This window comes from Chitinophaga sp. SYP-B3965 (assembly GCF_009647655.1).
Classification (GTDB): Bacteria; Bacteroidota; Bacteroidia; order Chitinophagales; family Chitinophagaceae; genus Chitinophaga.
In genome coordinates this window covers 500781-513431 of the sequence record NZ_WJFD01000003.1, presented here as the reverse complement: position 1 = coordinate 513431, position 12651 = coordinate 500781, and the positions used below count along the sequence as shown (strand labels likewise).

The window sequence follows — 12651 nt, the reverse complement described above, 5'->3', positions numbered from 1 at the left end:
GATATGAAGATAATAAAAAAAGAGGCGAGTATCCCTATCTTTGCGCACATGACGCGTTGGGAAAATTACATCATTGCCGCAGAGAAGATCATTACAGGTTATAACGGAAGTTTACCCCTGCATCATTACCTTAAAACATTCTTCAAGGCGCATCCGCATATGGGCAGCCGGGATAGGCGAAGGATACAGCAACTGGTCTATCACTACTTCCGGCTGGGGCACTGGCAACGAGCCCTGCCGGTAAAAGAAAGGATACTGCTGGGCACTTTACTTTGTGAGCAGGCCCCTGATGAGTTGTTATCTTTCTTTAAACCGGAGTGGGATACGGGTGCTTCTTTTGATGATAAACTTGCTTTTTTGAAGCTTCTCTGGAATGCAGCGGAAGCTTTCCCTTTCGCGTCTCACCTTTCCACCGGCATCGATCCGGAGAAATTCACCCGTTCCTTCCTGCAACAACCCAAATTATTCTTACGTGCCCGGCCTGGTAAATTACCTGCCATCCTGCGTTTGCTGGAAGGTAATTACAACTATGAGCAGATCGGTGCTAATACGATAGCATTACCCAATGGCACCAAAACAGAACTGATCTTCCCGGATAAAAGCTGGTATGAGATCCAGGACTTGTCCTCGCAGGAAACAGGGCTCCGCTTTCATCCAAAGGCAGGAGAACATTGGTGGGATTGTTGTGCAGCCAGTGGGGGGAAATCCATCCTCCTCCATGATCTGCAGCCAGCTGTTAATTTGTTCGCCAGCGATGTACGGGCGAGTATCCTGGAAAATCTCCGTAAACGTTTTGCGGAGGCTGGTTTGAAGAATTATACTTCCAAAGTGCTGGATCTAACCGCTCCTTCCTTAAAATTACCCCAGTTTTCCGGCATCATACTGGATGCTCCCTGCAGTGGTTCCGGTACCTGGGGGCGTACGCCGGAAAGCAGTACCTTCTTTAAGGAAGCACAGATAGGAGAGTATGCTGCCCTGCAAAAAAAGATTGCCCGTAATGTGGCGCCTTTCCTGGCGCCTGGGGGAACGTTGATCTATATTACCTGTTCTGTGTTCAAAGAAGAGAATGAAGATGCGGTGGCATTTCTGGAAAAGGAATGTGGGTTAAAGATCGAAGAGAGCGGAATTATCAGTGGCTATGAGCGGAATGCGGATACGATGTTTGTGGCGGTAGCAAAAAAAAGTTAATCCTTGCTTCATCCTAGCTTCAAAGTAGCTTAAACCCGCTCTGATATGCAACATGAAGCAAGGATGAAGCTTGGATGAAGCAACCATGGCTGATCTGTAAAAGCTATTTAACATAATAAAAAAGGGCCGTCTCTTTTTACTGAGACGGCCCTTTAAAAAGGCCGAACGAGGCTGGCTCAAGGCTGGTGCAAGGCCGATAGAGGCTGTCACGAGGCCGTGTAAGGCCATTACAAGGCCAATACAAGGCCGTAAAAGGCTGATTACCGGCGAATGACCCCACCGCCTAAAACATCATCTCCTTCATAAAACACGGCAGACTGGCCAGGCGCAATACCCTTTACCTGCTCGTAGAAATTAACTTTCACCGTATTATCCGCCCCACCGTAAACATTGGCAAGCGCACCTTTATCCTTATACCGGATCTTCACAATAGACTCCATGCCCTCTGGCAGGTGATCATATTTACCAAAGTTGATACCACCCACCGTCATTTCGCTGCGGTTCAGCTCATGTTCCTCTCCCAATACGATGGTATTGGTTTCCGGGATGATCTCTGTAACAAAGATGGGTTTACCCATTGCAATGTCCAGTCCTTTACGCTGGCCGATAGTATAGAAAGGATAACCTTTATGTTTCCCTACAATCGTACCGTCTGCCAGTACAAAGTTGCCACCGTTCACTCTTTCTTCCAGACCTTCTACTTTACGTTTCAGGAATCCACGGTAGTCATTGTCCGGCACAAAGCAGATCTCATAGCTCTCCGCTTTTTTAGCCAGTTCAGGATAGCCGAAGTCCATCGCCATCTGGCGGATCTCCGTTTTACGGTATCCACCCAGGGGTAGCATGGTGCGTTTCACCACATCCTGATCCAGGCCCCAGAGCACATAACTCTGGTCTTTGGTTTCATCCACTCCTTTGCTGATCACCCCACGGCCATTCTCCTCGCGGAGTTTAGCGTAGTGGCCGGTAGCAATGAATTCACAATCCAGCGCATCTGCCCGTTTCATAAGGGCGCGCCATTTTATATGTGTATTGCACAACACACACGGATTAGGCGTGCGGCCGGCAATATATTCGTCCACGAAGTTGTTGATCACAAAGTCACCGAACTCATCCCGTATATCTAAAATGAAGTGCGGAAAACCATGATGTACGGCAGCAGCCCGGGCGTCATTGAAAGAGTCCAGGTTACAGCAGCCCGTTTCCTTCTTGGAAGGACCGGCAGACGCGTAATCCCAGGTCTTCATGGTGATGCCCACCACTTCATAGCCTTGCGCATTCAGCATCAGGGCAGTGACAGTACTGTCAATCCCCCCGCTCATGGCAACCAGCACTTTTCCAAGCTTGCTCATCTGTTAATTGATTAAGGATGCAAAATTACTGAAATCCTGCCAAATGCTTATAGATACTGTCAATACGCATATAGCCGGGATTTTACCCAATACTGGATAAATATTCACCTATCAACGATTTACAACGATTGATTTGCATTAATTCCACAAAATCTTTAGTAAATTGTCAAGAATTTGAATACCTAGTTATATATTTATTGGCTGAACAGTTTAGTTATTTAATAAATTTCGCATGCATGCTTTCGAGATTGAATAGAAAACACGTTATGAACAACCCCGCCTGGGGCATTACACCTGAATACTTCCATTATCCTGAAAAAGTGCTGCAGTTTGGTACAGGCGTGCTTTTGAGGGGATTGGTAGATTACCTGATAGACAAGGCGAACAAGAAAGGTCTCTTCCAGGGACGGGTTGTTGTGGTAAAATCCACAGATGGGCCGGCAGGCGATTTTGCTGCACAAGACGGCCTTTACACTACACATATTAAAGGAATTTCTCAAGGGGAGCCGGTAGATCAATACCTGGTAAATGCTTCTATTAGCCGTGTATTGCAATCGAATGCAGAGTGGGAAGCAATATTAGAGGCTGCCACGCAGCCGGGCCTGGAGATTATCGTATCCAACACAACCGAAGTGGGGATCCAGTATGTGGAGGAAAATGTAGCCGCCGGGGTGCCCGCATCCTTTCCTGGTAAATTGCTGGCCATCCTTTTTGAACGATACCGGAAACTTCCGGCACAGGGATTTGTGATCATACCCACGGAACTCGTGGTGGATAATGGCAAACTCCTGAAAGAGATCGTGCTCCAATTGGCCGCCTTCAACCAGATGCCGAAGGAATTCATTGATTGGATCTCCTCCGCCAACCGTTTTTGCAGTTCACTGGTAGACAGGATCGTACCCGGTAAACCAAAGAACCTGAAAGAATGCTGGGAAGAAGCTGGTTATGAAGATGAGTTGTGGATCGATTCCGAACCATTCCTCCTCTGGGCTATTGAAGGGGATGACACCATCGCCCAAAAACTGTCCTTCCACGAGGTGGATTCCAGGATGCTGATTGCACCCAGTATCACACCTTACCGCGAGCAAAAATTAAGGATCTTGAACGGAAGTCATACCGCAGCCGTTTGCCTGGGTTACCTCTCAGGATTGAACACAGTGTATGAATGTATGCAGGATGCCTATATGCGCCGTTTTTTCCAGACTGCGGTGTTAGATGAGATCTTGCCCACACTCTCTGCATTAGGGCCACAAACGGCCGTATTTGCGCAGGATGTGCTGGACCGTTTCGCCAATCCATCCATTGAACATAAGCTCATAAGTATTACCTTCCAGCAAAGCTCCAAAATGAATGCCCGTAATGTGCAGACCTTACTGCGTTACCGGGAAGCAAAAGGTGTATTGCCGGAAATGCTGATCTTAGGGTTCGCCGCCGCTTTGCTTTTCCTGAAACCCGTGAAGGTAACGGATGGTAAATACCAGGGGCAGCGCAAAGATGCATTCTATGATATCACGGATGAAAACGCGCCTATTTTTGCAGCCTATTGGCAATCGGTTGAAACACCCGGCTACACAGAGGTTTCAGGTATGGTCCGCAATATTTGCGGAGATAGCCGCCTCTGGGATACGGATCTTAATAATATTCCCGGTTTTGCAGATACCGTAACAGATCATCTCGTTGGTATGATGCAGAATGGTGTGAAAGCATATGTCACCAATCACTCTAAGGTTTTATAAGCAGCGCAATGAAAACTTTCTTATCGGAAGACTTTTTACTCAAAACAGAAACGGCCAAACGTTTATATCACGACTTCGCGAAGGAGATGCCGGTAATTGATTATCATAATCACCTGCCGCCCGATGAAATAGCAAGTGACCGTCAGTTTACCACAATTACAGAAGCCTGGTTAAAAGGCGATCATTATAAATGGCGTGCCATGCGTGCCAACGGAGTGAATGAAGAACTCATTACCGGTGCCACTGATGACTGGACTAAGTTCAAAGTATGGGCAGAAACAGTGCCCTATACTATGCGTAATCCTTTGTATCACTGGACGCATATGGAACTGCTGAATCCCTTCGGCATAAAAGAAGTACTGAACGGGAATAACGCCGCCAGCATATACGAAACCTGTAATGCACAGCTGCCGCAGTTCAGCACCAAATCTTTATTGAAACATTATAAAGTAGATGCACTCTGCACAACAGATGATCCTGCAGATCCGCTTACGCATCATGAAGCGATCAGCAAACAAGGTTTGGCCACTAAAGTATTACCTACTTTCCGTCCGGATAAAGCCATGGCAGTAGAAGATCCTGCTAGCTACAAAACATATTTACAGAAGCTGGGTGCAGCCGCGGATATTGATATCAACAGCTACAGCGCTTTACTGGCAGCATTGAAGAATAGGCATGATTATTTTCATGCACATGGCGGAAGGCTTTCTGACCATGGTCTTAACTTCTTCATTTATGCTGACTTTACAGAAGCTGCATTAGAGAGTGCATTCAAAGATGTAATAGCTGGTAAACAACTGGATGATGCGGCTGTAGCTATGTTCAAATCTGCTACCCTGCATTTCATCTGCCTCTGGAACCATGAAAAAGGCTGGGCGCAACAGTTTCACGCTGGTGCTATCCGTAATAATAATTCCCGTTTGCTGAAACGTTTAGGAGCAGATGCGGGTGTTGATTCTATCGGTGACTGGCCTATGGCAGAAGCGATGAGCCGTTTCTTTGACAGATTGGATAAAGAGGATAAACTGGCAAAGACCATCGTATATAATCTCAATCCTTCTCATAACGAAGTATATGCTACCATGGTAGGGAATTTCCAGGATGGAACAGTTGCAGGTAAAATGCAGTTCGGTTCCGGATGGTGGTTCCTGGATCAGAAGGATGGCATGGAGAAACAAATGAATGCCCTCAGCAATATGGGCCTTTTGAGCAGATTTGTAGGCATGTTAACGGATTCCCGGAGTTTCCTGTCTTATTCCAGGCATGAGTATTTCAGGAGAATATTGTGTAATTTGATCGGCAATGATGTAGAGAACGGCGAACTGCCAGGTGATGTACCATGGTTAGGAAAGATGGTGCAGGATATCAGTTACAACAACGCTAAAGCCTATTTTAATTTCTAATGCAACCTGTATCAGTTATAACTTTTGGAGAAATATTACTGCGTCTTTCCCCGGAATGGACGCAGCATCGTGCAGCCCTTTTTGTTGGAGGCGCAGAAGCTAATGTAGCCGCAGCCTTAGCCACATGGGGAAATACAGTAGCGTATATCAGTAAAGCACCGGAAAACGGATTGAGCCGCCAGATACTGGAACAGTTGCAAACAATTGGTATTCAGACGGACAGGATGTTATGGGGAGGAGACCGCATCGGCGCTTATTACCTGGCACAGGGATCTGATCTGAAACATGCAGAAGTTGTGTACGACCGCAAATATTCCAGCTTCAGTGAGATCAAACCCGGTACTGTGAATTGGGATGCCCTGCTGGGCGATGCAAAATGGTTCCATTGGAGTGCTATTTCACCAGCACTGAATCCTGATGCCGTGATCATTTGTAAAGAAGTACTGGAAGCGGCTACCCGCAAGGGAATGACCATTTCCACAGATCTGAACTATCGCAGCAAACTCTGGCAATACGGTCAGCAACCCATCAGCGTGATGCCGGAACTAACGAAGTATTGCCACGTGATCATGGGAAATATCTGGGCTGCCAACATGATGTTAGGCACACCCCTTAACCAGGATGCTATTGCAGCAGATACAAAAGAACAATACCTGCAGGCGGCAAAAGACGCAGCTGCAGCTATTGTAGCGCAATTCCCAACCTGTAACAGGGTAGCATTTACCTTCCGTTTTTCCAGTGCACCTACGCATAATTTATATTATGCCGTATATTGGAAGAACGGAGAACTGTTTGTTTCCAAACAATATGAAACAAACGAAGTGGTAGACAGGGTAGGAAGCGGAGACAGTTTTATGGCCGGCCTCATCCATGCTAACCTGAATGGATACTCAGACCAGGAAACTATTTCCTATGCCGCTGCTGCAGCATACACCAAGCTGTTCCGTACCGGTGATTTTAATTTGACAGCAAAGGAATCGATCACACAATTGATGTAAGAAAAAATGACACCACAGCCAGATATCGTATTAAAAGCATTTGAATCCACCAAAGTAGTTCCGGTATTCTATCATGATGATCCGGAAGTTTGTTGTGATGTAATGCGCGCCTGTTATGAAGGGGGGATCCGTGTGTTTGAATTCACCAATCGCGGAGAGAATGCGCGGCAGAACTTTGCCCGCCTTCGTGACCTGAAAACTACTACCATGCCAGATCTGTACCTGGGTATTGGTACAATCAAAAGTGCAGCGGACGCTAAGTTGTTCACAGATATGGGAGCGGATTTTATTGTGAGCCCCATCGTGGATCCTGAAACAGGGAGTTATTGCAAATCACAGAATATATTCTGGGTGCCGGGCTGTATGACACCGTCTGAAATAGCGGTGGCAGAAAAGAACGGCGCTATGCTGGTTAAATTATTCCCCGGCAGTACGTTAGGGCCGGGTTTTGTAAAAGCCATCAAACCCTTATTCCCCACTACCCGATTTATGCCAACCGGGGGAGTGGAACCGGAACAAAGTAACCTGCAAACCTGGTTTGATGCTGGCGTAGTGTGCGTAGGCATGGGATCTAATCTCCTGTCTAAATCTACTATTGATAACAAGGACTGGAAAGGGTTAAGTGCAAAAGTGACGCAAACGTTTGCATATATCAGGGCATTGCAGTAATTTAACCGACGAAGTATTTATCCTAAACAATCAATCTGAAATGAATTCCACTGTAATCGGGCGGTATCGCTGGCGCGTTTGTGCACTATTGTTTTTTGCTACCACGATCAACTACATTGATCGTCAGGTAATTGGGATCCTGAAGCCAATCTTGGAAAAAGAATTTAACTGGACCGAAAGTGAATACGGACAGATCGTAATGGTCTTTTCAGGTTGCTATGCACTTGGATTGCTGCTGTTCGGCCGTTTTGTGGACAAAGTAGGTACAAAGTTGGGATATACAGTATCTATTGTTGTATGGAGCATCGCAGCCATGGCTCATGCCCTGGCTAAATCCACCATCGGATTTGGTGCTGCCCGTGCAGTATTAGGTTTGGGTGAAGCCGGTAACTTTCCGGTGGCCATTAAATCTGTAGCAGAATGGTTCCCTAAAAAGGAAAGAGCATTAGCTACGGGTATATTTAACTCCGGTGCTAATATCGGAGCGGTGGCCGCGCCTGCTATTGTACCCTGGCTTGCAGGAACATATGGCTGGCAGGAAGCTTTTATCTGGACAGGTGTTATTGGTTTTGTGTGGCTGATATTCTGGATAGTGATGTATGAAATTCCTTCCAGGCATAAGAAATTGTCTAAAGAAGAGTATGCATATATTCACAGTGATCAGGAAGATGAATCACAAGCCAAGCGTAAAGTGCCCTGGGTAAAACTGTTTGGTATCCGTCAGACCTGGGCATTTGTATTTGGTAAATTATTAACAGATCCTATCTGGTGGTTCTTCTTATTCTGGCTGCCTTCTTACTTCTCTACTACTTTCAAACTGGATATGAAAAATCTGGGTTTGCCGCTGATCATCGTTTATACAGCTACTACAATTGGTAGTATTGGTGGTGGTTACCTTTCAGGCTGGTTCATCAGCAAAGGCTGGCCGGTATTCAAGGCAAGAAAAGTAGCGATGCTCATTTTTGCAGTTTGCGTAACGCCCATTATGCTTACACAGTATGCAACAAATATGTGGGTAGTAGTGGGATTGGTTAGTCTGGCCGCAGCGGCGCATCAGGCATGGTCTGCCAATATCTTCACCACTGCTTCTGATATGTTCCCCAAGTTTGCATTGAGTTCTGTTGTAGGAATTGGAGGTATGGCTGGCTCAGTAGGAGGACTTTTATTCCCGATAGTTGTAGGTGGATTACTGGATCACTTTAAAGCATTGGGTAATATTGGTGCGGGTTACAATATCCTGTTCGTTATCTGTGGTATCATGTATCTGCTGGCCTGGGTGGCCATGCACTTATTTGCACCCCGCATGGAACAGGTAGTGATCAAAGAAGATTAATACATCATTTCATATAAAAAGAGAAGGCCCGGAATATTATATTCCGGGCCTTCTCTTTTTATTATCGTTGTGATTATAAGCTCACGCCACGTTTCCATGGAATGAAATCATCCTGGTGTAAGATCTCTGCTTTTGTGAAAACTTCTCCGCTCGCAACTTTCACTACGTATTCGAGAATGTCTTCTCCCATTGCTTCAATGCTTTTGGAACCACTGATAATACTACCGGTATCGATATCAATGATATCCGGCATGCGTTTCGCAAGCCTGCTGTTGGTTGCCAGTTTTATTACGGGAGCAATCGGATTGCCGGTTGGTGTTCCAAGTCCTGTTGTGAACAATACTACGGAAGCACCTGAACCAACTTCTGCTGAAGTAGATTCAACATCATTACCTGGTGTGCAAAGCAGGTTCAATCCTGGTTTCTTCACATACTCTGTATAATCCAGCACATCCGTTACAGGAGAGTTACCACCTTTTTTGGCTGCTCCGGCAGATTTGATAGCATCTGTGATAAGGCCGTCTTTGATATTACCGGGAGAAGGGTTCATGTCAAAACCAGATCCTACGGCTTCTGCAGAACTGGCGTAAGCACGCATGATGGAGATAAACTTATCAGCCGTGTCTTCACTTTCGCAACGGTTGATCAGTTCCTGCTCCACACCGCAGAGTTCCGGAAATTCTGATAAGATGGAAGTACCGCCCAATGCCACCAGCATATCTGAAGTATGTCCGATGGCCGGATTGGCAGAGATACCAGAGAAACCATCTGAGCCGCCGCATTCCAGGCCGATCACTACTTTAGAGATCGGTGCAGGTTTACGTTCTACTTTGTTAGCCTCTACCATAGCAAGGAAAGTATCCTTGATGGCATTGGATAACATCCTGAATTCAGAATCACTGGTTTGTTGTTCGTATACCAGTACTGGTTTATCAAAATCAGGATTGAGCTTTTTCAGTGCTTTCTGCAGAATGGAAACCTGTGCGTGCTGGCATCCAAGGCTCAATATCGTGGCACCTGCTACATTCGGGTGATGAATGTAGCCTGCCAGTAATGCACAAAGTGCATCTGAATCCTGGCGGGTACCGCCGCAACCTCCTTCGTGAATGAGGAATTTGATCCCGTCGATATTCTGAAATACCGGGTTGCGGTTTGCAGCATGCGTGATAGTTTCTGGTTCGTAATTTTGAATAGCGTCCAGGTTGCCGCTTTTATAAAGGCGCACAAGATCGTTCACTTGCTCATTGTAAACTTCTGTAGGAGCAAAACCAAGCCCCTTTTCAAATGCAGTTTTGATAACGCCCACATTCCTGTTCTCGCAAAATACCATCGGTATTACGAGCCAGTAATTCCTTGTGCCTACCTGCCCGTCGTTACGATGGAAACCATTAAAGGTCCTGTTCTTCCATTGGGTAACGTCCGGTTTGTGCCATTGGTAATTGCCATCCTTTTCATGAAAGGCATTCGCATCATGTTGAACATTGTTCACCGTGATGGGTTCGCCCTCCTGGATAGGGGATACGGCTTTACCAACTAAAACGCCGTACATTACCACGGAATCACCGGTTTGCAGGTCTTTTAAAGGAAATTTATGCTTGGCGGGAACGTTCTGCTTCAGTTGTACTGTTGAGCCATTGAACTGTATTTGCTGCCCTGCCGGTAAATCTTGTAAAGCTACCAGCACATTGTCTTTCGGATGAATCTGAAGATACGTGTTCATGATTTGTTAAAAGTAGCATATTTGCAGACGCCACGTTAATACTAAACTCTTGATTTTTGATTGGATATTAACCATCTGCGAAGTTAATTAAACACCAGATCATAACCATGGTTGAACCCCCTTGGATAGTGATATTTGACCGTTTCATAGCAATATCATGCAAACGTTTGCAATTTTCATGTTTTCATATTACCTTTCCGTTGTTATTGTACTTTTGGTGTATACCTGATTGTAAATTATTGAACAAGGCATTTTATAAATCCACTTTTTGATGAGCACGTCTATAGAAACTAGATACGCCAGCAGCCCACGGGAAGCGAAATCCTGGGATACAGCACAGGCAAGAGAAGCTTTACATATTGCACCTTTATTTGAAGCGGACGCCGTTCGCCTGGTGTATAGTCATTATGATCGTTTTATCACCGGAGGTGTTATGCCGGTGAAAGGAGCTGTGAAACTGGAAACCGTAGATCCCCTGAAAGCTGCCTATTTCCTGGAACGCCGGGAACTGGGTATCATCAATACAGGCGGTGCAGGCACTGTAACGGTAGATGGAGAAGCATTTTCCATAGATTTCAAGGAAGCTTTATACATTGGAAGAGGTAAACAGGAGGTGATGTTTGCCAGTAAAAATGCAGCAGAACCGGCCCGTTTTTATCTCAATTCCACACCTGCCCACATGAATTATCCTACCCGCCACATCACCCGCAAAGAGGCTGATGTTGTTGTACTGGGGGCACAGGAAACTTCCAATCACCGCACAATCAATAAGTTGCTCGTTAATTCTGTATTACCTACCTGCCAGTTGCAGATGGGGATGACGGAATTAAAATCAGGCAATACCTGGAATACCATGCCGGCGCACACACATGATCGCCGCATGGAAGTATACTTCTATTTCGAAGTGCCACAGGGGCAGTCGGTTTGCCATTTCTGGGGCGAGCCACAGGAAACCCGGCACATCTGGATGCAGAATAACGAAGCCGTTATTTCTCCTCCCTGGTCTATTCACTCCGGTGCCGGCACCAGCAATTACACCTTTATCTGGGGTATGGCAGGTGAAAACCTGGATTACGGAGATATGGACCATTGCGCCATTCCCGACTTACGGTAACGATTATACTTTTATCCTTCAAAACTATTCATGAAGTTATTCACTTCTCTGTGTTTAAGTATCAGTATGGCTTTTACAAGTTATGCTCAGGAACGTGTTGTTGTAGCATTGTCTAATCCTGCAGCATCTGCCAGCGATCTCGTAGAACTGGATTATGCACAGGTGGCTGCGTCATTGGGGAAAGGTACTTTTAAGATCATCAATGCGGCCAACGGAAAAGAGATCGCTTACCAGCTGATCTTTGAAGGCAATAAGGTCCCGGTGAAGATATTGCTTGGAACACCGGTGGCTGCCCGCAGCAAGATAAGTATCACTTTCGTGAAGGGAACTCCTGCTCCCGTGAACAAGAAAACTTTTGGCAGGTACGTGCCGGAAAGAAAGGACGATTTTGCCTGGGAGAATGACCGTGTAGCTTTCCGCATGTATGGAAAAGCGCTGGAAGCTACTCCAAAGGAAAATGCCTATGGGGTGGATGTATGGAATAAACGTACGGAAAAGCTGATCGTGAATAGCTGGTACAAACGGGGTAATTATCACAAGGATGAAGGAGAAGGCCTGGATTATTATCATGTGGGTTATACACTGGGAGCCGGTGGTATTGCCCCTTATAAAAAAGACAGCATCTGGTTTCCTAAGAACTATACTTCCTCGAAAGTCCTCGATAGCGGCCCCTTGCGTACAACTTTTGAATTAAGTTATGATGCCTGGCAGGTAGACGGTGTTACCATCAATGTAACCAAAACCATTTCCCTGGATGCCGGTGCACAACTCAGCAAAATGCAGATCCGGTTTACAGACAGTGTGCCTGTGGCCATAGGGATCATCAAACGTAATGAACCGGGCACCATGTTGTTAGAGGAAGCAGAAGGGGTAATGGGCTACTGGGAACCGGTACATGGAAAGGATGGCACCACAGGAGTTGGCTGTGTGATCCTGAACCCCGTGAAAGAGATGGCAGTGGCTAAAGGCCATCTGCTGGCGGTTTCAGCTACAGACAAGAACAATACAGTAACTTACTATACAGGGGCCGCCTGGGATAAAGCAGGCCGTATCACCAATGCCGGACAATGGTTCCGCTACCTGCAGGAACAGTCTGAACGGCTGAAGGACCCGGTTAAAATATCATTTACCAGATAAA

At 46.1% G+C, this 12651-nt stretch carries 10 protein-coding genes; 8 read left to right on the top strand and 2 right to left on the bottom strand.

Annotated elements, in window-relative coordinates:
* Positions 1 to 3: 3 nt before the first annotated feature.
* Positions 4 to 1188, top strand: coding sequence for an Fmu (Sun) domain-containing protein (locus GFS24_RS19855; RefSeq protein ID WP_216647455.1), 1185 nt, complete (start codon positions 4 to 6; stop codon positions 1186 to 1188).
* Positions 1189 to 1448: 260 nt separating this feature from the next.
* Here the strand turns inward: GFS24_RS19855 and mnmA are convergent, their stop codons facing one another.
* Positions 1449 to 2540, bottom strand: a complete 1092-nt coding sequence (gene mnmA / locus GFS24_RS19850) for a tRNA 2-thiouridine(34) synthase MnmA (RefSeq protein WP_153662434.1) — start codon at positions 2538 to 2540, stop codon at positions 1449 to 1451.
* A 236-nt stretch (positions 2541 to 2776) separates the two neighbouring features.
* On the opposite strand from mnmA, the gene GFS24_RS19845 reads away from it, so the two are divergent.
* Genes GFS24_RS19845 through GFS24_RS19825 form a run of 5 tightly spaced genes read left to right on the top strand, consistent with a single transcriptional unit; the run spans position 2777 to position 8679 of the window.
* Positions 2777 to 4276, top strand: coding sequence for a tagaturonate reductase (locus GFS24_RS19845; protein ID WP_153662432.1), 1500 nt, complete (start codon positions 2777 to 2779; stop codon positions 4274 to 4276).
* Positions 4277 to 4284: 8 nt separating this feature from the next.
* The gene (gene uxaC / locus GFS24_RS19840) at positions 4285 to 5679 is read left to right on the top strand and encodes a glucuronate isomerase (protein WP_153662430.1); all 1395 of its coding nucleotides are present in this window, start codon (positions 4285 to 4287) and stop codon (positions 5677 to 5679) included.
* A complete protein-coding gene (locus GFS24_RS19835) occupies positions 5679 to 6677 on the top strand; it encodes a sugar kinase (protein ID WP_153662428.1) in 999 nt (332 codons plus the stop codon). The genes uxaC and GFS24_RS19835 overlap by 1 nt, the downstream gene beginning before the upstream one ends.
* A 6-nt stretch (positions 6678 to 6683) precedes the next feature.
* Positions 6684 to 7346 (top strand): bifunctional 4-hydroxy-2-oxoglutarate aldolase/2-dehydro-3-deoxy-phosphogluconate aldolase, encoded by a 663-nt coding sequence (locus tag GFS24_RS19830; RefSeq protein WP_153662426.1) that lies wholly within the window; start codon positions 6684 to 6686, stop codon positions 7344 to 7346.
* A 40-nt stretch (positions 7347 to 7386) separates the two neighbouring features.
* Positions 7387 to 8679 (top strand): MFS transporter, encoded by a 1293-nt coding sequence (locus tag GFS24_RS19825; RefSeq protein ID WP_153662424.1) that lies wholly within the window; start codon positions 7387 to 7389, stop codon positions 8677 to 8679.
* A gap of 73 nt (positions 8680 to 8752) precedes the next feature.
* Here GFS24_RS19825 and GFS24_RS19820 read toward each other — a convergent pair whose 3' ends face one another.
* Complete coding sequence (locus GFS24_RS19820) at positions 8753 to 10399, bottom strand: UxaA family hydrolase (RefSeq protein WP_153662422.1); 1647 nt, start codon at positions 10397 to 10399, stop codon at positions 8753 to 8755.
* Positions 10400 to 10670: 271 nt separating this feature from the next.
* Between GFS24_RS19820 and kduI the strand changes: the two genes are divergently transcribed.
* Together kduI and GFS24_RS19810 are read left to right on the top strand one after the other, a co-directional pair.
* Positions 10671 to 11513: a 5-dehydro-4-deoxy-D-glucuronate isomerase gene (kduI, locus tag GFS24_RS19815; protein ID WP_153662420.1), complete on the top strand. Its 843-nt coding sequence runs from the start codon at positions 10671 to 10673 to the stop codon at positions 11511 to 11513.
* A gap of 30 nt (positions 11514 to 11543) precedes the next feature.
* The gene (locus GFS24_RS19810) at positions 11544 to 12650 is read left to right on the top strand and encodes a DUF4861 family protein (RefSeq protein ID WP_153662418.1); all 1107 of its coding nucleotides are present in this window, start codon (positions 11544 to 11546) and stop codon (positions 12648 to 12650) included.
* The last annotated feature ends 1 nt before the right edge of the window (position 12651 follow it).